Source organism: Klebsiella sp. SWET4 (assembly GCF_024296565.1).
Taxonomy (GTDB): Bacteria; Pseudomonadota; Gammaproteobacteria; order Enterobacterales; family Enterobacteriaceae; genus Klebsiella; species Klebsiella variicola.
Genome location: NZ_JANCOB010000004.1, coordinates 12,275 through 34,473 on the forward strand (window position 1 = coordinate 12,275; position 22,199 = coordinate 34,473).

Genomic DNA, 22,199 nt, shown 5'->3' on the forward strand with positions numbered 1-22,199 from the left:
CCCATGAGTCAACAGGAACGGGCAACCATCCTTCTCATTGACGACCATCCGATGCTGCGCACCGGCGTGAAACAGTTGATCAGCATGGCGCCGGACATCCAGGTGATTGGCGAGGCCAGCAATGGCGCGCAAGGTATCGAGCTGGCGGAATCGCTGGATCCGGACCTGATCCTGCTCGACCTCAATATGCCGGGCATGAATGGCCTGGAAACGCTGGACAAACTGCGTGAGAAATCGCTTTCTGGCCGGGTGGTGGTCTTTAGCGTCTCCAACCATGAAGAGGACGTTGTCACCGCCCTGAAGCGCGGCGCCGATGGCTATCTGCTGAAAGATATGGAGCCGGAAGATCTGCTGAAAGCGCTGCAGCAGGCCGCCGCCGGAGAGATGGTATTAAGCGAAGCGTTAACCCCGGTGCTGGCCGCCAGCCTGCGCGCTAACCGCGCCACCTCCGATCGCGACATCAGCCAGCTGACCCCGCGCGAGCGCGACATCCTCAAGCTGATCGCCCAGGGACTGCCGAACAAAATGATCGCCCGTCGCCTGGATATCACCGAAAGCACCGTCAAAGTACACGTGAAGCACATGCTGAAGAAAATGAAGCTCAAATCCCGGGTGGAAGCCGCGGTATGGGTCCACCAGGAGCGAATTTTCTAAGGCGAGTCCGTCCAGGAGACGCCTGGCGTGGTGAACTTGACCAGCGGCTCGGTCAGCGCCAGAGCGATCTCATTGGAGGAGACGCGCTGCCCCTGTTTATCCTCCACCACCACCGACAGGCGCCAGCGGTTCGCGGCGCCCGGTTCACTGTTCCACACCGGCATAATGACGCTCCAGCCATCCGCGCTGCTGGCATCCACCGGCGGCGTCAGGCTGAGGGCCTGGGTGTCACCCTGCCAGTGCAGCGCCTTGATGCCATGCAGACTATGGATCTGCAGCTTCAACTGCACCGTCTCCCCGGACTGCAGATCCCAGGGCGGCGTGGCCAGATAGACTGTCAGATTTTTGCGCTGACGATACTCCACCACCGGCAGATTATCCCGCTCCGGACTATCGAAGCGGCTCCCGCGCAGCGAATTGCTGATCGCTACCTCGTCTGCGGCCAGCTGCTGCTTAAGGGGGACGCCAAAGCGATAGTTTAGCTTCAGGCCCACATTGTTCTGGCTGACGCCATTTTCCCCCTGCTTATGCTTAGCGGTAACGGTGACCAGCGGGACCGGGGTGTAATTGAGCCCAACGGAGACGGCTACCGGGTTATGGTAGCCGGTACCGGTGTGAAAAAGATCGACGCTATCGCCGAAGTACTGTTCGACGCTGACGCTGGTATTAATGTGCTGGTAGAACGGTAGCCGCGCCTGGGCGGTGACGTCATACCCTGCGGCCATCCGCTGCTCCTGAGTCTGATTATCGCGCAGTTGCCAGTCGCCCAGCGGATGGTAATAGTTTGCCGACAGGCGAAGATATTCTCCCCACGCCTCCGCGCCGACGCTGCCGCGCGCCAGGCTTTCGCTCAACACTTTGTCGTAAAACGAGTTATAGCCCAGCAGCCAGCCACCGACCCGCCAGCGCTGACCAAGCCCGATGTTGCCCACCAGATCGTTCTCGCGCCGGGTCACCGAATACTGGTTCCACGTCAGATAACGGTCGTTATCCTGCAACGGCACGAACCAGCTCCCTTTACTGCCGGTGAATTTGCCCTCTTTATCGACCAGCAGGTCGACATTGGCGTTGCCCCACGGCGAGAGCCAGCTCTCCAGCTGATGGCTCACTTCATTGCCGATTTTACTGATGGCGAACAGCTGCGCCTGCTCGCCCGCCGTCAGGCCGTTATCGCTCATGCTGGCCTCGCCAAACTTCTTCGCCACCTCAGCAAAGTGCCGGGCGTCGTCATCGACCTGGGGAGCAATCCCCATATCGGGCAGCGGATCTTGCGCTGGCGCGGGGCGGGTCGTCTCGCTGGCGGTCAGCGCCCAGACGGGAACGCCCGGCAGCAGCAGGAGACAGGTGAACGTTGGCAACAAACGGAAGGACACAGGCATCAACAGATTTTGAGCAGGCTCACAAAAATGGGAAGAAGTGTTAGTTTATCGTTTTTTCCCTGCTCCCGCAGCCCTGTGGGCAATTCCAGGAATATGCTGAAACCGGTTGGGCAACATATCACCCAACCGGCGCCGTCGCTGCGCGCCACCGTTACGCCTGGGTTCGGGTTCGTTGCGCCGCCAGCAGCGCGTTAAGCTCCGGCACGCAGGAGCCGCAGTTGGTCCCGCATTTCAGCTTCGCTCCCAACGCCCCGACGCTGGCGCAGCCGCTGGCGATAGCCTCGCTAATTGACCGTTCCCCCACGCCAAAGCAGCTACAGACGATCCGCCCCCGCGGGGCGGCGGCGGCGCCCGGTCGGCCGCTAAGCAACGCATGTCGTTGGACGGCATCGGACGGCGGCGCGGCAAAGGCGGCGCTTATCCATGCGCTATCCACCGCCGGCTCGCGCGCATCGCTCCACCAGCCGAGCATCAGCCTCCCCTGATGCCAGGCCAGCAGGTTCCATACCGCGCCGCCGTCAGCCACCTGTAGCTGCCAGCCGCGCTGCGCGCACCACGCGCTGATCCACTGTCGGGCAGACGCCTCCCCGGCCAGCGAATAGTGCAGCACGCCAGGCGCTGCCCGCCGCCGCCAGTGCCAGGCCGCTGGAAACGGCAGCGGTTCGCGACAAAGCAGCTCGCTGTGCCAGGCCGGTTGCCAGGCGGCGATGGCCACCGCCGCCTGTTTACTTTCCGGCTGGCCGGAATACGGGTCCGTGACGGCGGCCAGCAGGTTATTCACCCGCCCCTGACGGGCAAACTGATTGTTCCAGTGCATCGGAACAAACAGCGAGCCGGGGCGCTGCCCTTCGCTGATCGTCACTTTCGCCACCATCACCCCATGCCGCGACCAGATCCGCGCCAGCCCGTCGGCGGGAAGCTGGTAGCGAACTGCATCCTGCGGCGCCACCTCCACCACCGGCTCCGCAATATGCTGCATCAGCCGCGGCACCGTGCCGGTACGGGTCATGGTGTGCCACTGATCGCGGATCCGCCCGCTGTTGAGGATCAGCGGATAAAAGACATCGGTGGTCGCCCGGGTCGGTTGAGGCGTCACCGGCACCATCCGCAGCCTGCCATCGCCATGCCAGCCGCGCGCGATATCCCAGGCGGCCTCGCTGCGACTGACCGGCCAGCGCACCGGCGCCATAGCCTCCCACGCCTCACGGCTGAGATCCGCCAGCGCGCCGATATCAAACGCCCGCTGACCGTCGTTTTCGAAACCGGACAGCGCCGCATGCTCGCGGAAGACGTCATGCGGATGCTGCCAGGCAAACGCCTCGCGATACCCCAGCGCCTGCCCCACTCTGGCGATGATCCACCAGTCCGCTTTCGCCTCCCCCGGCGGCGGCAGGAAGCTGCGCTGACGGGAGATCCGCCGCTCCGAGTTGGTGACCGTGCCATTCTTCTCGCCCCAGGCCAGCGCCGGAAAGCGGATGTGGGCGAAATGTCCGGTATCGGTCTGGGCGGCGACATCCGAGACGATCACCAGCGGACAGGCGGCCAGCGCCTGGCTCACCGCGTGGCTGTCAGGGAGCGACACCACCGGGTTGGTGCCCATGATCCACACCGCTTTGACCTCGCCGCGGCCAATGGCGGCAAACAGCTCCACGGCGGTCAGCCCGGGGGTCTGCGCCAGCCGTTCCGTCCCCCAGAAGCGGGCCAGCCGCTGCAGATCGTCTGGCACAAAATCCATGTGCGCCGCCAGCATCGTTGCCAGCCCGCCGACTTCGCGGCCGCCCATGGCGTTGGGTTGACCGGTCAGCGAAAAGGGGCCGCAGCCGGGGCGGCCATACTTCCCGCTGGCCAGATGGACGTTGATGATGGCGTTACATTTGTCGCTGCCGCTGGCGGATTGATTGATTCCCATGGTGTAGAGGGTGATCGCCCGCGGGGCGGCGATAAACTCGCGATAGAAGGCCGACACCTCATCGACAGTCAGGCCGCAAAAATCCGCTACCTTCGCCACGTCCCAGCCTCTCGCCTCGGCCAGCGCCTGTGAGCCATCGCGAAAGCCGTCGATGCAGGCTCCGGCCTCCGCCACGGCGTTAAGCAGCCCCACGAACAGCCCACCGTCGCTCCCCGGGGCCAGCGCCAGATGGCGGTCGGCGATCTCGCAGGTGGCGGTGCGCCGGGGGTCGATCACCACGATCCGCAGTCGGGGATTATCCCGCTTCGCCTGCGCCAGCCGCTGGAACAGCACCGGGTGCGCCCAGGCGGCGTTCGAGCCGACCAGCACCACCAGATCGCTGTTTTCCACATCCTCATAGCTACAGGGCACCACATCGGCGCCAAAGGCCCGTTTGTAGCCGGTCACCGCCGACGACATGCACAGCCGCGAATTGGTGTCGATGTTCGCCGCGCCGATAAATCCCTTCATCAGCTTGTTGGCGGCATAGTAATCCTCGGTTAACAGCTGGCCAGAGGCGTAGAAGGCCACCGCCTGCGGGCCGTGCTGGTCGATAACCTGTTGCAGGCGCGCAGCGGTCTCCGCCAGCGCCTGAGGCCAGGCTACCTGCTGGCCGTCGACCTCCGGTGCCAGCAGCCGCCCCGCCAGGCCCGTGGTCTCCCCGAGTGCCGCCCCTTTGACGCACAGGCGGCCGAGGTTGGCCGGGTGCTGATCGTCGCCGCGCACGCTCACCTGCCCCGCGTCGTCCACGCTCGCCAGCACCCCGCAGCCTACGCCGCAGTAGGGGCAGGTCGTTCGGATGGTCTGCATCAGGAGGCCTCCGCTCGGGCCAGCAGCTGCTGGCTGCCCACCCACACTTTGCCGTTTTCCACTTTCACCGGCCAGGCGCGTACCGCCTGTTCACTGCCGTCGCACGGCCAGCCGTCGCGCAGGCGGATCCGCTGTTTGTACAGCGGGGAGATCACCACCGGCTCGCCGCCGACGTCCCCTAACAGCCCGCGTGACAGCACGTTGGCCGCGCTGCCCGGCTCGCGGTTGTCCAGGGCGTAGACCCGATCGCCAAAGCGGAACAGGGCAATCTGCCGCTCCCCTAAGCGGGCGCCGATCCCCGCCTGCGCCGGGATGGCGTCAAGGTCGCATACCGCCTGCCACGGCCGGGATGGGAGTTCGCCCTCGGGCAACGTCTCAGTCAGCAACAGCTGCGGCTGACCACGCAGCTCGTGGCGCTGCACCGCCTCGTCCGGCTGGTCGCTGTTCACGAAGGAGCGGAACAGCGCCAGACGCTGCGGATCGTTGAGGGTGGTCTGCCACTCGCACTGGTAGCTGTCGACGATCCGGGCCATCTCCTGCTCCAGCTCCTCGCCAATGCCGAGACTATCCTCCAGCACCACCTGCCGCAGATAGGCGACGCCGCCCTCCAGGTTATCCATCCAGGTGCTGGTCCGCTGCAGGCGATCGGCGGTACGGATATAGAACATCAGCAGACGATCGATGCTGCGGATCAGCGTCGCTTCGTCGAGATCGCTGGCAAACAGGTCGGCGTGACGCGGTTTCATCCCGCCGTTGCCGCAGACGTACAGATTCCAGCCTTTATCGGTGGCAATCACCCCGATATCTTTTCCCTGGGCTTCGGCACATTCGCGGGTGCAGCCGGAGACCGCCATCTTGATTTTGTGCGGGGCGCGCAGCCCTTTATAGCGATGCTCGAGGCGCACGGCGAGCCCGGTGGAGTCCTGCACGCCGTAGCGACACCAGGTTGAGCCGACGCAGGATTTCACCGTGCGCAGCGACTTGCCGTAGGCGTGGCCGGTTTCAAACCCGGCGTCGGCCAGCTCGCGCCAGATAGCCGGCAGCTGTTCCAGCCGCGCGCCAAACAGATCGATACGCTGGCCGCCGGTCACTTTGCTGTAGAGCTGGTAACGTTTGGCGATCTGCCCGATAGCGATCAGCCCGTCCGGCGTCACTTCCCCCGCCGCCATCCGCGGCACCACCGAATAGGTTCCGTCCTTCTGAATGTTGGCGAAATAGCGGTCGTTGGTATCCTGCAGCGGCAGGTGCGCCGGCTTCAGCAGGTACTCGTTCCAGCAGGAAGCCAGCACCGAGGCCACCAGCGGTTTGCAGACATCACAGCCGTGCCCCTGGCCGTAGCGGCTAATCAGCTGCTCGAAGGTATGGATATGATTGACCCGTACCAGGTGGTAGATCTCCTGGCGCGACCACGGGAAATGCTCGCAGACGTCTTTTTTCACTTCGACGCCCTGCTCCGCCAGCTGGTACTCCATCACCTGTTTCACCAGCGCGCTGCAGCCGCCGCAGCCGGTGGCCGCTCTGGTGCAGCTTTTTATCGCCGCCATATCCCCCGCCCCATTGTTCACCGCCTGGCAGATATCGCCTTTGCTGACATTATGGCAGGAGCAGATCGGCGCGCTGTCGGGCAGCGCCGCGACGCCGAGCGCCTTCGGCGCGGCGCCCTCCAGCGCGGGCAGGATCAGGCTCTCCGGACGCGGCGGCAGCGCCATGCCGTTCAGCATCATCTGCAGCAGCGTGGCATAGTCGCTGGCCTCCCCCACCAGCACGCCGCCAAGCAGGGTTTTGCCGTCCTGACTGACGACGATTTTTTTGTACACCTGCTGCGGACCATCGGTCCATTGATAGCTCTGGCAGCCCGGCGTGCGCCCCTGCGCATCGCCAAATGAGGCGACGTCCACCCCCAGCAGCTTCAGTTTGGTACTCATGTCGGCGCCGCTAAAGCAGGCGTCTTCTCCCGCGAGGGTGGCCGCGGCGATACGCGCCATCTGATAGCCCGGCGCCACCAGACCGTAAATTTTATTGTCCCACAGGGCGCATTCGCCTATCGCCAGCACGTCCGGGTCAGAGGTGCGGCACTGGCCGTCGATGTGAATGCCCCCGCGTTCGCCCACCTGCAGCATGCAACCGCGGGCCAGCGCGTCCTGCGGACGGATCCCCGCCGAGAAGACCACCATGTCGGTCCGCAGCGCGCCGCCGTCGGCAAAGTTCAGCCGCAGGCCGTCGGCCTCGCGCACGATGGCGGTGGTCGCTTTGCTGGTATGCACCCCCACGCCGAGGGCGACGATCTTCTCCCGCAGCATCGCCGCCCCGCCGTTATCCAGCTGGACGGCCATCAGGTTCGGGGCAAACTCCACTACGTGCGTGTCCAGCCCCAGCTGTTTCAGGGCGTTAGCCGCCTCCAGCCCGAGCAGGCCGCCGCCGATAACCACTCCGGTCTTCGCCGCGGCGGCATGGGCGGCGATACGGTCGAGATCGTCAAGAGTGCGGTAGACAAAGCACCCGTCGAGATCGTTGCCAGGGATCGGCGGAACAAAGGGATAGGAGCCGGTCGCCAGCACCAGTTTATCCCAGTGGGTTTCATGTCCCTCGGCGTCTCGCACCAGCCGCGCGTCGCGGTCGATCGTCGCCACCGCCTCGCCGAGGCGGAGTTCGATGCCGTGCTGGTGAAAGAAATCATCGGCCACCAGCGACAGCGATTGAGCGCTGCGCCCGGCGAAATATTCGGAGAGATGGACCCGGTCGTAGGCGGCGTAACGCTCTTCGCCAAACACCACGATTCGATATTGCTGATGCAGGTTGCGGCTCACGCATTGTTCGAGAAAATGGTGGCCGACCATGCCATGTCCCACCAGCACTAATACAGGTTTCGTCATTGTCATTATTCCTGCAGCCTGCGGCTGCGTTGAAGAGGGGTCAAAAAGCCAGTCCGCGGTGGCGGGCTCGTCGCTTTCCAGGCGCGCGGTGAGCGCGGCGGCGGCGGTGCAGTCGCCCATCAGCAGCACGCCGCGCAGGCGGCCGTCGCGCAGCAGCAGGCGACGGTAGTGGCGATCGATGGGGTCCCAGCTGGTATAGATGTCATCCTGTTCGCCGGCCTGCTGCTCCCCGACGCTAAAGAGTTCAATGCCGGTAACCTTCAGGCGGGTCCCGGCGTCCTGCCAGACAAAGCCCTCGCCGGGGGCGCCGCACAGGCGATCCGCCAGTACCTCGGCCTGGCGCAGGCAGGGAGCCACCAGCCCCCAGGTCTGGCCGTCAATTTCGCAACATTCCCCGACGGCGCTGATCCCCGGCAGCGAGGCGGCCATCTGGCGGTCAACCACGATCCCCCGCTGACACAGCACGCCGCTCTGCGCCGCCAGACGGCTGTTAGGCTGCACGCCGGCGGCCAGCACCACTCTGGCAGCACGGAAAGCGCGCCCGTCCGCCAGCCGCACGCCATCCTCTTCGATGGCGGCGATCCGGCATTCCAGCACACAGCGGATGCCGCGCGCTTCAAGCTGCTGCCTGAGCTCATCGGCGGCAAAAGCGTCGGTCAGCGGCGCCATTAATCCGCTGCCGCGATGCAGAAGAGTGACCTCCCCGCCGTGGCGACGCAGCGCCGCCGCCGCTTCCACACCCAGAACCCCACCGCCAATCACCACCGCCGGCCCGGGTATCGCCAAAATACGTTCCACGTCCGCCAGGGTGCGGAAGGGGATAACCTGCGGACGATCACTGCCCGGCAGCGGCGGGATAAAGGGCCGCGAACCGGTGGCGAACACCAGCTCGTCCCACGGTAGCCAGGTTTCCGCGATGCGCAGCCGCCGTTGCTCAACATCGACTTCATCGACCGCCTCGCCGGACCGCAGGCACACCCCGTGCCGGGTGTACCACTCCGCCGGCAGCAATGGGAGCTGCGCCGCCGTTTTTTCGCCAGCCAGCAGCGGCGAGAGCTGAATGCGGTTATAGGCCGGATGCGGCTCGTCGCCGACGACAGTAATGGCAAACTGCGCGGGGTCGCGCTCAACCAGTCGCTGCACCAGTCGGGTGGCCGCCATGCCGTTACCGATCACCACCAGTCGCCGCGTCATGACCGCCTCCTCACGCCGCTTTCGGCTGTTTTTCATACAAAAAATGCAGGATTTGCTGGCGCAGATGGTGATACCGGCTGTCGTCCGCCAGCTGAACGCGGTGACGCGGACGCGGCAGATCGACCGCGAGGATCTCACCGACCGTCGCCGCCGGACCGTTGGTCATCATCAGCACCCGATCCGAGAGCAGCACCGCTTCATCAACGTCGTGGGTGATCATGACGATGGTGGTATTAAGCTCCTGCTGAATATGCATCACCGTGTCCTGGAGGTGGGCGCGGGTCAGCGCGTCCAGGGCGCCGAAGGGCTCATCAAGCAACAGCACCTTCGGCTTCATCGCCAGCGCCCGGGCGATACCTACCCGCTGCTTCATACCGCCGGAGATCTCCCCGGGACGTTTGTGCAGCGCATGCCCCATCTGCACGCGCGCCAGGTTGTGTTCGATCCACTCCCGGCGCTCACTCTTGCTCATGGTGCGACGGAACACCTGATCCACCGCCAGCGCCACATTATCGAAACAGCTCAGCCACGGCAGCAGCGAGTGGTTCTGGAAAACCACCGCCCGCTCCGGCCCGGGCCCGGCGATTTCCCGGTTATCGCACAGCAGTCCGCCCTCGGTGGGCGTCGTGATCCCGGCGATCAGATTCAGCAGGGTCGATTTTCCGCAGCCCGAGTGGCCGATCAGACTGATGGTCTCCCCTTCGACGATATCGAAGGAAACATTCTGCAGCGCCAGGAACTCGCCGCTGGCGGTGTTAAAGCGCTGGCTGACGGCCTGTACCTGAATTAATGGTTTCATGTTGGCTCCTTATTTGTCCTGCCAGCTAAAGCGGCGGGCGAGCAGCATCAGACCCTGCTCCAGCAGCAGGCCGACGACGCCGATAATGACGATGGCGATGATGATGTTTTCCACATTGAGGTTGTTCCACTCGTTCCAGATCCAGAAGCCGATCCCCAGCCCGCCGGTGAGCATTTCCGCCGCCACGATCACCAGCCAGGCGATGCCGATGGAGAGACGCACGCCGGTGAGCACCGCCGGCAGCACCGCCGGAAAGAGAATTTTGCGCATCACCGTCCACTCTGAGAGCTGGAGGACGCGGGCGACGTTGAGATAGTCCTGCGGGATCCGCCGCACGCCTTCCGCGGTGTTGATCACCATCGGCCAGATGGAGCAGATAAAAATGGTCCAGCTGGAGGCCGGCTCCGCCTTCTGGAACAGCAGCAGGCCAATCGGCAGCCAGGCCAGCGGGCTGACCGGGCGCAGCAGGGCAATCAGCGGATTAAACATGCGGGCGAAGAACAGCGAACGGCCGATCAAAAACCCCAGCGGAATGCCCGCCAGCGCCGCCAGGCCGAAGCCCACCGCCACGCGCTGCAGGGAGGCCAGCACGTTCCAGCCGATGCCCATGTCATTGGGCCCGTCCTGATAGAACGGATCGGCAAACAGCGTCAGCGCCGAGTCCAGCGTGCTCAGCGGCGTGGGAAAACCTTTGCTGTGCATCGCCGCCAGCTGCCAGGCCAGCAGCAGCACCCCCAACCCCAACAGCGGGGGCAGCAGGCGCTGAATGAGCTCACGCAGCCAGCGCGTGACGGTTGGCGTGGTGCGCCGGACCTGCACCGGCGGCAGGATAATCACTTCGCCAGGCGCGTTCTCCACGCTGACGACCGGTTGCTTACGTTGTGCCTGCTTCATCTCATGCCCCCTTACGTTGAATAGCAAAATGGCGGGCGTAGCCTTCCGGGTCAGACCCGTTCCAGACCGTACCGTCCATCAGTGTGCTGCTGCGCATCGTGGCTGCCGGGGCGCTGATCCCGCCGACCGCCTGGGCGGCAGCCTGCCAGACGTCGATGCGGTTAATGCGCGACGCCACCGCGAGGTAATCCGGAGCCTGCTTCAGCAACCCCCAGCGGCGGAACTGGGTGAGGAACCACATTCCGTCCGACAGCCAGGGGAAACTCACCTCGCCCCCGGCCCAGAAGCGCATCGGATGGGCATCCTGCCAGCGGCGGCCGAGACCGTTGTCATACTCCCCAAGCATCCGGCCGGTGAGGTACTGTTCCTTGGTATTGAGCCAGCCACGTCTGGCGAGCAGGCGGGCCGTCTCCTGAGTGTTCTCCGGCGAGGCGGCGATCCAGCGCTGCGCCTCCATCAGGGCCGCCACCAGCGCGCGGGCGGTGTTCGGGTTGCGTTCCACCCAGTCGCGACGGGTGCCCAGCACCTTTTCTGGATGCTCGGGCCAGATATCCTGGGAAGTGGCCGCGGTGAAGCCAATGCGGTCGTTAATGGCGCGCGCGTTCCACGGCTCGCCGACGCAAAAGCCGCTCATATTGCCGATGCGCATGTTCATCACCATCTGCGGCGGCGGCACCACGACGGTGCGCACATCGTTAAAGGGATCGATGCCGGCGCTCGCCAGCCAGTAGTAGAGCCACATGGCATGGGTGCCGGTGGGAAAGGTATGGGCGAAGGTGTAGCTGCCCGGCGCGCTGCGGTCGATCAGCCGTTTCAGCCCGCCGAGGTCGGTTACCCCTTTCTCCTGCAATTCACCGGAGAGGGTGATGGCCTGACCATTGCGGTTGAGGGTCATCAGATTAGCCATCGCCTGCGGCTTGCTGGCGATCCCCAGTTCAAGACCGTACAGCAGGCCGTAGAGAATATGCGCCGCGTCCAGCTCGCCGGCCACCAGCTTGTCGCGCACCGCCGCCCAGCTGGCTTCCTTACTCGCCACCAGGGTGATGCCATACTTTTTGTCAAACCCCTTCGCCGCGGCGATAGCCAGCGGCGCGCAATCGGTCAGCGGAATAAATCCGACCCGCACGCGGGTTTGCTCCGGTTTGTCCGATCCGCCGGCCCATGCGGCCTGCATCACCCCCGGCAGCAGCATCGCGCCACCCAGCGCGGCCCCTGCCTGCAGCAAGCGCCGCCGGGAAATTGAAAACTTGTCGCTCATATCCGCTCCACCACGCGCAAAAAAAAAGCGTCCGACAGTGCATACGCACTGCAGGACGCCTTTATCCACGGACACCCGAACCGCCATTGGTTCGTTGTCCGGACTTTTATTCACTCAATAAGTAATGCAAACGGGATGCCAGCTTTGGCAATCGCGCACTGGCAGGCTTTTTCCCAACGTTGGCCGGTTTTTCACGTAAAAGTGCACCGCCGACAGGCAGAGAATGCCCATCGATTGTGCATCTACTCCTTTGGTGTTAGCGGCCAAATCGCCTTCACCATCAGCAGCGCGCGGGCTATCTCAACCATGCGCTGATTTTTGTCCATGGCCATCTTGCGCAGCGTCTGCCAGGCCTGCTCCTCCTGCATTCCCTGGTGCGTCATCAGCAGGCTTTTCGCTTTTTCGATCAGCTTGCGTTCTTCGAGCGCGTCTTTCAGCGAGGCCAGCTGGCTGGAGAGCTGCTGCAGCTCATAGGCCTGCTGGCGCACCAGCGGCAGCAGCTGTTTATCCAGATGCGGCGTCAGGGTATCGACTTCCTCGCCGGCCAGCCAGCCAGGCGCGTCGTCCACTAACAGCGCGTCGGTGGCGTTCAGCAGATCGTCGATCAATTGCTCTTCCACTTCGCGCAGGTGTTCAAGCCGCTGGGTTTGCAGGCCAAACCAGCGCAGCGCCGTTTCCCCGCCGTCGGCGGCCGGCTGGCGGGTGCAGGCGATCCGCCGCAGCTGCTCAATGTCCAGGCCGGCCTGGCATTGGGTGATAAACAGCTGGACGGTCGCCGGGCTGCCCAGCGCCTGAAAGCTGTCGAAGCAGGGCTGCTGACCGTCAATACGGTCCACCAGCTGCTGGCGCAGGCTGTCGCTGAACTCGCCGCGGGTAAAGCCCAGAGCGCCCAGCGCGCGCTCCTGACCCACCAGCTCTTTACCCTGCATAAAGCTGTACAGCGCGACCATGCGGCCGGCCACAGGCGGATCGTCAATGCTGTCATTGAGCTGCGGGACGATGTTCAGCAGATGGCGGATGACACGGCTGAACTGCTCCGTCGCGGCTTCCGCGGCAATCTGCCGGCGGGCGATCTGCTCGCGCAGCGCCGGAAGCTGCAGCAGATCGCCAACCGCCCTGGCAATGCGCCAGCACAGCGCGCTGCCGGCGACCGTACGTGCCCGTTCGAGACTGGCATAGAACAGCGCTAACCGCTCATCAACCAGCGCCCCGCCCGCCCGACATTCCGCCGCATACAGTTGGCCGCCCGAGCAAAGAAAAATATTCGACGCCCCGCGCTCGCACTGCAGCATATGCACCAGCGCGCTGAGCTGGCTGGCCAGTTCCCCCAGTTGGCTAAGCTGCTGAAGTTGTTGTTTTTGCAGGCGACGCGCCAGCTGCAGCCAGGCCGTCTCATCGTGCGCGTGACCAGTCGTATTATTCATACCCCTCCTCCGGGTTAACGCTTTATACTGCGGTAAAGCAATAACCGTGCCTTTAAGAAGGAGTTTGTATGCAACGTATTGTGATTATCGCCAACGGCGCCGCCTATGGCAGCGAATCCCTGTTCAACAGCCTGCGCCTGGCCATTGCCCTGCGCGAGCAACAGTCCGACCTCGATCTCAGGCTGTTTCTGATGTCCGACGCCGTCACCGCCGGGCTGCGCGGGCAGAAGCCGGCGGAAGGATACAATGTGCAGCAGATGCTGGAGATCCTCACCGCCCAGCAGGTGCCGGTGAAGTTGTGCAAAACCTGCGCGGACGGCCGCGGCGTCAGCGCGCTACCGCTGATTGACGGCGTGGAGGTCGGTACTCTGGTTGAGCTGGCCCAGTGGACGCTGGCGGCAGATAAAGTGCTGACCTTCTGAAGGTAGGCCGTCGAACGGGATGAAATGTCACGTATTGGCGCTTGAAGAGACAAAAAAAACGTTAGCTGAATGCTTTCAGGAACAACGTCATTTTTGTTTAATCTTTATCCCTTTTTTTGATCAAAATCAGCATCCCGGCCCGCGCCGTTTGGTGTGATGCACAGAGCAAAGTGTGAACAATATCACGCGAGGACTGGGTGGGCAGGATGCTGTAGCGGGACAGAAACGGGGTACAAAAATGGCGATGGTTAAAGCAAGTTTGACGTTATTTGGTGGTGACACACTGGTGGTGCGGTGTTCAGAGCGCTGCCATATTCATCTAATGAGCGCGAAGGTCCCGGGCGATAGCCATGCGGATATTCTGAGCGTGCAGGATCGGGATAGCGCCTATCTGACGGTGCCCTACAGCGGCACCTGGAACGTGCTTATCGACAGTCACAGCCAGTCACTGGAGCACTCCATCAGCTACGTTCCGGCCTGACAGTTACTATCAGAACACACGCCCGGCCGTGCCGGGCGTGAGATTCATGACAAACCTCATGCAATCATTGTACTTGCAGATTGCACCAGAAAAATAACAGGGAAAATCAATTTATTGATTTTCGGCTGATAACCACCAGTAAGGAAAAACCACGCTTTTTCCTTACTGGTCAGCAATCGGACGCCCGGCCATGCCGGGCGTTTTTCTTTTGCGCGCGCTCAGGCCAGGCCCGGCGTCGGACTCTCGCCCAACAGCGCGCGTACGCTGGCCACCAGGTCATCGAGACTGGCGTCGTGCATCCCCAGCTTTCTTAGCGCCTGCTCGAGCGAAAACAGATACTGGGCGTTGGTGCCGAGCGGCCCGCTGGCCCGGGCGATCAGCGGGGCGATAACCTGGGCGCTGGTATCCGGTTCGAACAGTGGGTGGCGCGGATCCATAATAAACACCAGGGCATTCACCGTCCGTCCGTCATCCAGCTCCAGCTTGCACCAGGTGGGCAGATAGCAGCCGGTGATCATCTCCCGCTTCCACAGCAGGGTCAGCTCTTCTTCCAGCGTGTCGTCAGGCAAACGATAGGCGACGCCGGTGGTTCGGCCGCCCTCTTTGAGAGCCAGCATGCGTCCCGGCTGGCAGGCGCTACCGCGCCCGGCGGTCAACCGCAGGCAAAACGCACGATGCCAGCCCGGCAGCGTACCGGTGCAGGACTCGCGATAATTGAGCGCCGGGTTCCAGATAAGCGAACCGTAGCCAAAGATCCACACTGAGCCATCATCCGGGCGGCAGGCCAGCGTCGCCGCCAGCGAGGCTGCACGTTGTTCTGCCGACCAGAGTAGCGATTCCTCAATAGCGCCAAACGCTGTCTTACAATCCGCATTCATTAAGAAATCACGAGTTAACACTGTTTACTACCTCCGCCACTGCCCGCTTCCCGGCGTTCGTCTCATGCATCCGTCAATATTGCTGAAATATTATCCAGCTTTATCCTTCAATAAGCAATCAGCGGGGCGCTGGCAAGCATAAAAGCGGCGTCAGCAATTATTTTTTCTTATGCCACTTATCATCATCGCCTTTCTCGTAACTGTTCTTCACCGCCGCCCAGGCGACTTTGTGCGCCGTCTCTTCGCGGCTGGCGTCATCGCGCCGCTCATCTTTATCTTTATATTGATCCCAGGCGCTGTTAAACGCTTCTTTATAAATTTCCTGCGCATGAGCAGGCAGAACATGCTGAACGCTGTCGGGGAGTTCTTGTTTATTGCGATAGGGCATACTGACCTCCTGTTTGAGCATTAAATTTAAGTCTGGTACGCAAGCGGCTGGCTATCAAGGTCAAAATGAGTAGAAAAATTATTTTAGTAATTATCTGAATAGTAAGAACTAAATAGTGGTAAACATAAATTATAATAAACTAATCAAGATATCACTCGATACCCGTAAATTTAAGTAAAAAACCAGCGGTAATTTATCAAAATCTGTTACTTTACCGCCCTACGTTTTTATAATTATAACACCTGCATAAATGGAGATGGTTCATGACCCATGCACATGAGGCGGTAAAAACCCGCCATAAGGAGTCTTCCCTCGTCTTTCCGGTGCTGGCGCTGGCGGTGCTGTTTTTCTGGGGCAGCAGCCAGTCACTGCCAGTGGTTATCGCAATTAATATCCTCGCGCTGGTCGGTATTTTAAGCAGCGCCTTCAGCGTGGTCCGCCACGCCGACGTCCTCGCCCACCGCCTGGGCGAACCCTATGGCTCCCTGATTCTCAGTCTGTCGGTGGTTATCCTTGAGGTCAGTCTGATCTCCGCCTTAATGGCCACCGGCGACGCCGCGCCGACCCTGATGCGTGATACGCTCTACTCCATTATTATGATCGTCACCGGCGGTCTGGTCGGTTTCTCTCTGCTGCTGGGCGGGCGTAAATTTGCCACCCAATATATGAATCTGTTCGGCATTAAGCAGTATCTTATCGCCCTGTTTCCGCTGGCGATTATCGTGCTGGTCTTTCCGATGGCGCTGCCGGGCGCAAACTTCAGCACCGGGCAATCGCTGCTGGTGGCGGTGATCTCGGCGGCCATGTACGGCGTTTTCCTGCTGATTCAAACCAAAACCCATCAGAGTCTGTTTGTTTATGAGCATGAAGACGACAGCGACGATGACGACCCGCACCACGGTAAACCGTCTGCCCACAGCAGCGGGTGGCATACCGCCTGGCTGCTGGTGCACCTGGTGGCAGTGATCGCAGTCACCAAAATGAACGCCAATCCGCTGGAAACGCTGTTGACCAGCATGAACGCCCCGGTGGCCTTTACCGGCTTCCTGGTGGCCCTGCTGATCCTGTCGCCGGAAGGCCTTGGCGCCCTCAAAGCGGTGCTCAACAATCAGGTTCAGCGGGCGATGAACCTGTTTTTCGGCTCCGTACTGGCCACCATCTCGCTGACGGTCCCGGTGGTCACCCTCATCGCCTTCCTGACCGGCAATGAGCTGCGCTTTGGCCTTGGCGCCCCGGAGATGGTGGTGATGGTCGCTTCGCTGGTGCTGTGCCATATCTCCTTCTCCACCGGGCGCACCAATGTGCTGAACGGCGCGGCCCACCTGGCGCTGTTCGCCGCCTATCTGATGACCATTTTCGCCTGACCCCGCTTACCCGCCCGGCGGAGTCCGGGCGAAAAAAAAGCCTGCCGGTGTTAACACCGGCAGGCTTTTTCTGTGATGCGGTCAGGCTTACTTGCTGGTATCCAGCTCGTCGAAGCTTTTCACCAGATCGTCAATCGCTTTCATCTGCTTGAGGAACGGCTCCAGTTTATCCAGCGGCAGCGCGGACGGGCCGTCGCATTTCGCGTGGTCCGGATCCGGATGCGCTTCGATAAACAGACCGGCGATACCTACCGCCATACCGGCGCGGGCCAGCTCGCTCACCTGCGCGCGGCGACCGCCGGAGGCAGCGCCAAACGGGTCGCGGCACTGCAGCGCGTGGGTGACGTCGAAGATAACCGGCGAGTTGTTGGAGGCTTTCTTCATCACGCCGAAGCCGAGCATATCCACGACCAGGTTGTCGTAACCGAAGTTAGCGCCGCGGTCGCAGAGGATCACTTTGTCGTTACCGCCTTCGATAAACTTATCGACGATATTGCCCATCTGACCCGGGCTGACGAACTGCGGCTTCTTGACGTTGATCACCGCCCCGGTTTTGGCCATCGCTTCCACCAGGTCAGTCTGGCGCGCGAGGAAGGCCGGAAGCTGGATCACGTCCACCACGTCAGCCACCGGCTGCGCCTGGCTGGCTTCATGAACGTCGGTGATGATTTTCACGCCAAAGGTCTGCTTCAGCTCCTGGAAAATCTTCATCCCTTCTTCCAGACCCGGACCACGATAGGAGTGGATGGAGGAACGGTTGGCTTTATCAAAGGAGGCTTTGAAGACGTAGGGGATGCCAAGCTTCTGCGTAACGGTGACGTAATGTTCACAGATGCGCATCGCCAGGTCGCGCGACTCCAGCACGTTCATCCCGCCGAACAGCACGAACGGCAGGTCGTTTGCTACGTTGATATCACCAATGCTAACCACTTTTTGTTTCATAAGTTCGCCTTATCAGGGTGTAACCGGAATGGTTCCAGACTAATGCAATGTAATTTGTTTGTGCGAAATCGTGTTGATCTGCGCGCGGATCATCTCACTGATCGGATCCTCCGGGCACTGCTCAACGAAATAGCTCAGATCCAACAGCGCCACGTGATCGCAGTCCAGCTGGGCGTATATCAGCCCGCGGTCGCGGATCTCATACGGATCTTCCGGGTTAAACTGCAGCAGCGCTTCGCTGGCGCGCAGAGCCAGCTCCATCTGCCGCTCTTCCATCAGCGCCGACTTCAGGGTGTCCAGCAGCTTGCGGATCACCTCGGCGTTATCCGCTTCGTCGAGATCTTCATTAAACAGTTCCGCCACCGGCCCGATGTTGCCCTTCAGCCATACCTCCAGGGTATGTTCGTCGAGGGTCTCGCCGTTAAACGGATTAATCAGCCACATCTCTTCGCTGGTTTCCGGATCCGCACGCAACAGCATTTGGGTCGGGAAGATCACCGGCACCACCGGCAGCGCCAGGCGCTGGGCGATCCACAGCAGGATCGCGCCTAACGACACCGCGCTCCCCTGACGGTTGACCAGCACTTTATCCAGCCATAACGCGTCGGAAAGACGATAAATGCCCTGCGACGCGCCAAAGCCCCACTCGTCGTAAAACAGCGCCAGCAGGCGTTCTATCTGGCGCTCCTGGTCCCACGACGGCGCAATCTCCTCCTGCGCGAGGCGCAGCAGCCGCTGCAGCTCTTCCTCGACAAAACGCGACGGAAAATCGTCGCGGACCTGTTCAGAAATGAGGACCATGCCATCACACAATGGCGCTTTGTTAAATTCGAAATCCGCTAATGACCCCATGCCCTACCCCAGTATCGGTATTCTTGTGATGGCGAGTTGAATGATAATAAACAACACCACCAGCGCCAGCAGGAACGCGATAAAACGACTCTGCTGGCTGCGCGGACGACGGCGGCCCAGCGCGATAAAACCTAATGCGATGTAAATGATAACGCCAAACAGCTTTTCAGTCAGCCATGCGCCGTCTTCGGTGAACGGCAGGTAGTGCGTTATCGCCATTAAACCCGCACCGCTGAGAAACAGCAGCGTATCGCTGCAGTGCGGCGCAATTCGCACCCACCGCTGGTTCAGCAGCGGGCTCTGATGATACATCCACCAGTAACGTAAAACGAACAATCCTACCGACACCACCACGCTGGCGATGTGCAGGTAGAGGACAGCCGTGAATAAGTTCATCAGCCAACGTTCTCCATGTCGGGTAAACGTCCGAGAGTCAGACGTTCATTGTCGCCATAGTCGCGACAGGTCGCGACGTCGAGATAGCCCGCTTCGCGGAACAGGGCGCGAACCGCCTCGCCCTGGGTCCAGCCATGCTCCAGCAGCATCCAGCCGCCGGGCAGCAGATACTGCCGTCCCTCGCGGATAATCTGCGCCAGATCCGCCAGCCCCTGATCGGCAGCGACCAGCGCCGTCAACGGCTCAAAGCGCACATCGCCCTCGGCGAGATGCGGGTCGGCGGCGTCGATATAGGGTGGATTACTGACGATCATGGCAAAACGCTGCCCGGCCAGCGCGCTAAACCAGTCGCTTTGCCGTATCGTCACGTTAGCGATGTCCAGATGAGCGGCATTGCGCAATGCCAGCGCCACGGCGTCCGGCATCACATCCACCGCGGTGACCTCGCAATCCGGACGCTCGCTGGCCAGCGCCAGAGCAATGGCGCCGGTCCCGGTGCCGAGGTCGAGAATACGGCACGGCATGGCAGGCAGTCGCGCCAGCGCCTGCTCCACCAGACACTCGGTATCCGGTCGGGGGATCAGCGTCGCCGGGGAGACGAACAGCGGCAGCGACCAGAACTCACGCTGCCCAACCAGGTGGGCAATGGGTTCTCCGCGCTGACGTCGCTGCAGGAGCGCCTCCAGCGTCGTCGCCTCGTCAGCGGACAGCGTCGTTTCGCCGAAGGCCAAAATCCAGGTGCGCGCCCGGCCGGTAACATGTCCCAGCAGGATCTCGGCATCGCGTCGCGGGCTGTCGCTTTCACGCAGCCGGGCGATCGCCTGCTGCAGCCAGGCCTGAAAGGTCATCATTCCTGCTCGGACAGCGCCGCCAGCTGATCGGCCTGATATTCCTGAACAATTGGCTCAATCAGCATATCGAGTTTGCCTTCCATGGTTTCATCCAGACGATAAAGCGTCAGGTTGATGCGGTGGTCGGTCACGCGCCCCTGTGGGAAATTGTAAGTGCGGTTACGGTCGCTACGATCGCCGCTGCCCAGCAGGTTACGGCGCGTGGAGGCTTCCGCCTGCTGACGCTTGGCCACTTCGGCGGCGCGGATACGCGCCCCCAGCACTGACAACGCCTTGGCTTTGTTTTTATGCTGGGAACGTTCGTCCTGACACTCCACCACGATGCCGGTCGGCAGGTGAGTAATACGGATAGCTGAGTCGGTGGTGTTGACGTGCTGACCGCCCGCGCCGGAGGAGCGGAAAGTATCGATGCGCAGATCCGCCGGGTTAATGTCCGGCATTTCGGCTTCCGGCAGCTCCGGCATCACCGCCACGGTGCAGGCGGAGGTATGAATACGTCCCTGCGATTCGGTGGCCGGCACACGCTGCACGCGATGGCCGCCGGATTCAAATTTCAGCCGACCGTAAACGCCGTCGCCGCTGAATTTGGCGATCACCTCTTTGAATCCGCCGTGTTCACCTTCGTTGGCGCTGAGGATCTCCACCTGCCAGCGGCGCGATTCCGCGTAGCGGCTGTACATGCGGAACAGATCGCCGGCAAACAGCGCCGCTTCGTCGCCGCCGGTTCCGGCGCGCACTTCCACGAAAGCGTTACGCTCGTCATCGGGATCTTTCGGCAGCAGCAGTACCTGCAGCTGTTGCTCCAGCTGGTCGCCTTTTTCTTTGGCGTCACGCAGCTCTTCCTGCGCCATTTCGCGCATCTCCGGATCGTCGAGCATCATCTGCGCAGTTTCGATATCCTCCTGCACCTGACGCCAGTCGGTATAGCAGCGCGCCACATCGCTCAGTTGAGCGTATTCCCGCGACAACGCGCGGAATTTATCCTGATCGGCAATCGTCGCGGCATCGCCGAGCAGCGCCTGCACTTCTTCATGGCGCTCGTACAACGCTTCCAGTTTGGCAACAATAGAAGACTTCATAGGCGTGAATTCACCCTGTCCTGAAAATAAGAGAAAGGTGCGCTATTCCAGCCCGAGGCTGTTGCGCAGAATATGCAGGCGTTCGTCGTCCCCGTCACGGGCGGCCTGCTGAAGAGATTTGGTTGGCGCGTGGATCAGGCGGTTGGTCAGCTTGCGGGCCAGATCCTGCATAATTTCCTGGGCATCACCGCCCTGCTCCAGCGCGGCCAGCGCCTTCGCGGTCAGCTCCTCACGGACCTGCTCAGACTGAGAACGGTATTCGCGAATCGTCTCGCTGGCGCTCTGCGCGCGCAGCCAGGCCATAAATTCGCTGGTCTCCTGCTCGACGATCGATTCCGCCTGCACCGCCGCGGCTTTACGCTGCGCCAGGTTATGCTGAATGATGTTTTGCAGATCGTCGACGCTGTAAAGGTAGGCGTTGGCCAGTTTGCCGACCTCCGGTTCGACATCGCGCGGAACGGCGATATCCACCAGCAGCATCGGCTGGTTACGCCGCGCCTTAAGCGCGCGCTCCACCATGCCTTTGCCGATGATCGGCAGCGGGCTGGCGGTGGAGCTGATAATAATGTCGGCCTCTTTCAGCCGTTCGTCGATATCGCTGAGGGCAATCACCTCGGCGCCCACTTCGTCCGCCAGCGCCTGGGCGCGTTCGCGGGTGCGGTTGGCAATCACCATTTTGCGCACGTGATGTTCGCGAAGATGGCGCGCCACCAGTTCGATGGTTTCACCGGCGCCGACCAGTAACACGGTGACGCTGGAGAGCGATTCAAAGATTTGCCGCGCCAGGGTACAGGCGGCGAACGCGACGGAAACGGCGCTGGCGCCGATATCGGTTTCGGTACGCACACGCTTTGCCACCGAGAACGATTTCTGGAACATCCGCTCCAGTTCGCTGACGTTCAGATGACCGCGGCTGGAATCAGCAAACGCTTTTTTCACCTGGCCGAGGATCTGCGGCTCGCCCAGCACCAGCGAATCGAGGCCGCTGGCGACGCGCATCAGATGGCTGACGGCGTCATTATCCTGGTGCCAGTAGAGGCTCTTACGCAGGTCTTCTTCGTTGAGGCCGTGATAGTTGCACAGCCAGCGGATCAGCGCTTCCTGCAGATTGTCCTGCTCTTCGACGCTGAGATAGAGTTCCGTGCGGTTGCAGGTCGACAGCACTACCCCACCCTGCACCATCGGCTGAGCCAGCAAGCTCTCCAGCGCCTGATCGAGCGTTTCCGGCGAAAACGTCACGCGTTCTCGCAGGTCGACCGGCGCTGTTTTGTGATTGATGCCAAGAGCTAAAAGGGTCATTGTGAGGGAGTAGT

Annotated in this window: 19 protein-coding genes; 4 read left to right on the top strand and 15 right to left on the bottom strand. The window is 61.9% G+C overall.

The genetic code is table 11. The annotated features are described in order from the left end of the window. Positions 1-3: 3 nt before the first annotated feature. Positions 4-654 carry a two-component system response regulator NarL gene (narL, locus tag NKJ21_RS11375; protein WP_002910198.1) on the top strand — a complete coding sequence of 217 codons (651 nt, stop codon included), beginning with the start codon at positions 4-6 and terminating at the stop codon, positions 652-654. Here the strand turns inward: narL and NKJ21_RS11380 are convergent. The 7 genes from NKJ21_RS11380 to nasR form a co-directional block, all read right to left on the bottom strand. Then, positions 651-2,033, bottom strand: coding sequence for a YchO/YchP family invasin (locus NKJ21_RS11380; protein WP_064165870.1), 1,383 nt, complete (start codon positions 2,031-2,033; stop codon positions 651-653). The genes narL and NKJ21_RS11380 overlap by 4 nt on opposite strands. A gap of 151 nt (positions 2,034-2,184) precedes the next feature. Continuing rightward, positions 2,185-4,791: a nitrate reductase gene (locus tag NKJ21_RS11385; RefSeq protein WP_080928521.1), complete on the bottom strand. Its 2,607-nt coding sequence runs from the start codon at positions 4,789-4,791 to the stop codon at positions 2,185-2,187. Continuing rightward, on the bottom strand, positions 4,791-8,858 hold the full coding sequence (gene nirB / locus NKJ21_RS11390; protein ID WP_072125864.1) for a nitrite reductase large subunit NirB: 4,068 nt from the start codon (positions 8,856-8,858) through the stop codon (positions 4,791-4,793). Before nirB ends, NKJ21_RS11385 begins: the two co-directional genes overlap by 1 nt. A 10-nt stretch (positions 8,859-8,868) precedes the next feature. Next, positions 8,869-9,657, bottom strand: coding sequence for an ABC transporter ATP-binding protein (locus tag NKJ21_RS11395; RefSeq protein ID WP_004145418.1), 789 nt, complete (start codon positions 9,655-9,657; stop codon positions 8,869-8,871). Positions 9,658-9,666: 9 nt separating this feature from the next. After that, on the bottom strand, positions 9,667-10,551 hold the full coding sequence (ntrB, locus tag NKJ21_RS11400) for a nitrate ABC transporter permease (protein ID WP_008804396.1): 885 nt from the start codon (positions 10,549-10,551) through the stop codon (positions 9,667-9,669). A 1-nt stretch (position 10,552) separates the two neighbouring features. Then, entirely contained in the window at positions 10,553-11,809 is a 1,257-nt protein-coding gene (locus NKJ21_RS11405; RefSeq protein WP_032733486.1) for a CmpA/NrtA family ABC transporter substrate-binding protein, read from the bottom strand. A 242-nt stretch (positions 11,810-12,051) separates the two neighbouring features. Then, on the bottom strand, positions 12,052-13,233 hold the full coding sequence (nasR, locus tag NKJ21_RS11410) for a nitrate regulatory protein NasR (protein ID WP_008804394.1): 1,182 nt from the start codon (positions 13,231-13,233) through the stop codon (positions 12,052-12,054). Positions 13,234-13,301: 68 nt separating this feature from the next. On the opposite strand from nasR, the gene NKJ21_RS11415 reads away from it, so the two are divergent. Continuing rightward, entirely contained in the window at positions 13,302-13,655 is a 354-nt protein-coding gene (locus tag NKJ21_RS11415) for a DsrE/DsrF/TusD sulfur relay family protein (protein WP_008804393.1), read from the top strand. Between the two features lie 238 nt (positions 13,656-13,893). Beyond that, positions 13,894-14,136, top strand: coding sequence for a DUF1883 domain-containing protein (locus NKJ21_RS11420; protein WP_002910387.1), 243 nt, complete (start codon positions 13,894-13,896; stop codon positions 14,134-14,136). A gap of 218 nt (positions 14,137-14,354) precedes the next feature. Here the strand turns inward: NKJ21_RS11420 and NKJ21_RS11425 are convergent, their stop codons facing one another. Both NKJ21_RS11425 and chaB read right to left on the bottom strand, forming a co-directional pair. Next, positions 14,355-15,035 (bottom strand): gamma-glutamylcyclotransferase, encoded by a 681-nt coding sequence (locus NKJ21_RS11425; RefSeq protein ID WP_004152258.1) that lies wholly within the window; start codon positions 15,033-15,035, stop codon positions 14,355-14,357. 136 nt (positions 15,036-15,171) lie between these two features. Next, positions 15,172-15,402, bottom strand: a complete 231-nt coding sequence (gene chaB / locus NKJ21_RS11430; protein WP_008804392.1) for a putative cation transport regulator ChaB — start codon at positions 15,400-15,402, stop codon at positions 15,172-15,174. A 263-nt stretch (positions 15,403-15,665) separates the two neighbouring features. Here chaB and chaA point away from each other — a divergent pair, with 263 nt between their 5' ends. Then, entirely contained in the window at positions 15,666-16,766 is a 1,101-nt protein-coding gene (gene chaA / locus NKJ21_RS11435) for a sodium-potassium/proton antiporter ChaA (RefSeq protein ID WP_008804391.1), read from the top strand. A gap of 87 nt (positions 16,767-16,853) precedes the next feature. On the opposite strand, the gene kdsA is transcribed toward chaA, so the two are convergent. The 6 genes from kdsA to hemA are packed head-to-tail and all read right to left on the bottom strand — an operon-like array spanning position 16,854 to position 22,185. After that, positions 16,854-17,708: a 3-deoxy-8-phosphooctulonate synthase gene (kdsA, locus tag NKJ21_RS11440; protein ID WP_002910393.1), complete on the bottom strand. Its 855-nt coding sequence runs from the start codon at positions 17,706-17,708 to the stop codon at positions 16,854-16,856. A 39-nt stretch (positions 17,709-17,747) separates the two neighbouring features. Next, positions 17,748-18,560 (bottom strand): invasion regulator SirB1, encoded by an 813-nt coding sequence (gene sirB1 / locus NKJ21_RS11445; RefSeq protein WP_008804390.1) that lies wholly within the window; start codon positions 18,558-18,560, stop codon positions 17,748-17,750. Between the two features lie 3 nt (positions 18,561-18,563). After that, positions 18,564-18,956, bottom strand: coding sequence for an invasion regulator SirB2 (gene sirB2 / locus NKJ21_RS11450; protein WP_008804389.1), 393 nt, complete (start codon positions 18,954-18,956; stop codon positions 18,564-18,566). After that, positions 18,956-19,804: a peptide chain release factor N(5)-glutamine methyltransferase gene (gene prmC / locus NKJ21_RS11455; protein ID WP_239270535.1), complete on the bottom strand. Its 849-nt coding sequence runs from the start codon at positions 19,802-19,804 to the stop codon at positions 18,956-18,958. Before prmC ends, sirB2 begins: the two co-directional genes overlap by 1 nt. Then, the gene (gene prfA, locus NKJ21_RS11460; RefSeq protein ID WP_008804387.1) at positions 19,804-20,886 is read right to left on the bottom strand and encodes a peptide chain release factor 1; all 1,083 of its coding nucleotides are present in this window, start codon (positions 20,884-20,886) and stop codon (positions 19,804-19,806) included. Before prfA ends, prmC begins: the two co-directional genes overlap by 1 nt. A gap of 42 nt (positions 20,887-20,928) precedes the next feature. Continuing rightward, on the bottom strand, positions 20,929-22,185 hold the full coding sequence (gene hemA / locus NKJ21_RS11465; RefSeq protein ID WP_012541339.1) for a glutamyl-tRNA reductase: 1,257 nt from the start codon (positions 22,183-22,185) through the stop codon (positions 20,929-20,931). Between the last annotated feature and the right edge of the window lie 14 nt (positions 22,186-22,199).

Bases quoted from the DNA above. Each gene is read 5' to 3' on its own strand.
- NKJ21_RS11405 (WP_032733486.1), bottom strand. From the start codon at position 11,809: ATGAGCGACAAGTTTTCAATTTCCCGGCGGCGCTTGCTGCAGGCAGGG.
- hemA (WP_012541339.1), bottom strand. From the start codon at position 22,185: ATGACCCTTTTAGCTCTTGGCATCAATCACAAAACAGCGCCGGTCGAC.
- sirB1 (WP_008804390.1), bottom strand. From the start codon at position 18,560: ATGGGGTCATTAGCGGATTTCGAATTTAACAAAGCGCCATTGTGTGAT.
- nasR (WP_008804394.1), bottom strand. From the start codon at position 13,233: ATGAATAATACGACTGGTCACGCGCACGATGAGACGGCCTGGCTGCAG.
- chaB (WP_008804392.1), bottom strand. From the start codon at position 15,402: ATGCCCTATCGCAATAAACAAGAACTCCCCGACAGCGTTCAGCATGTT.
- NKJ21_RS11420 (WP_002910387.1), top strand. From the start codon at position 13,894: ATGGCGATGGTTAAAGCAAGTTTGACGTTATTTGGTGGTGACACACTG.
- prmC (WP_239270535.1), bottom strand. From the start codon at position 19,804: ATGACCTTTCAGGCCTGGCTGCAGCAGGCGATCGCCCGGCTGCGTGAA.
- NKJ21_RS11380 (WP_064165870.1), bottom strand. From the start codon at position 2,033: ATGCCTGTGTCCTTCCGTTTGTTGCCAACGTTCACCTGTCTCCTGCTG.
- narL (WP_002910198.1), top strand. From the start codon at position 4: ATGAGTCAACAGGAACGGGCAACCATCCTTCTCATTGACGACCATCCG.
- NKJ21_RS11385 (WP_080928521.1), bottom strand. From the start codon at position 4,791: ATGCAGACCATCCGAACGACCTGCCCCTACTGCGGCGTAGGCTGCGGG.
- nirB (WP_072125864.1), bottom strand. From the start codon at position 8,858: ATGACGCGGCGACTGGTGGTGATCGGTAACGGCATGGCGGCCACCCGA.
- NKJ21_RS11415 (WP_008804393.1), top strand. From the start codon at position 13,302: ATGCAACGTATTGTGATTATCGCCAACGGCGCCGCCTATGGCAGCGAA.
- kdsA (WP_002910393.1), bottom strand. From the start codon at position 17,708: ATGAAACAAAAAGTGGTTAGCATTGGTGATATCAACGTAGCAAACGAC.
- ntrB (WP_008804396.1), bottom strand. From the start codon at position 10,551: ATGAAGCAGGCACAACGTAAGCAACCGGTCGTCAGCGTGGAGAACGCG.
- NKJ21_RS11395 (WP_004145418.1), bottom strand. From the start codon at position 9,657: ATGAAACCATTAATTCAGGTACAGGCCGTCAGCCAGCGCTTTAACACC.
- chaA (WP_008804391.1), top strand. From the start codon at position 15,666: ATGACCCATGCACATGAGGCGGTAAAAACCCGCCATAAGGAGTCTTCC.
- prfA (WP_008804387.1), bottom strand. From the start codon at position 20,886: ATGAAGTCTTCTATTGTTGCCAAACTGGAAGCGTTGTACGAGCGCCAT.
- sirB2 (WP_008804389.1), bottom strand. From the start codon at position 18,956: ATGAACTTATTCACGGCTGTCCTCTACCTGCACATCGCCAGCGTGGTG.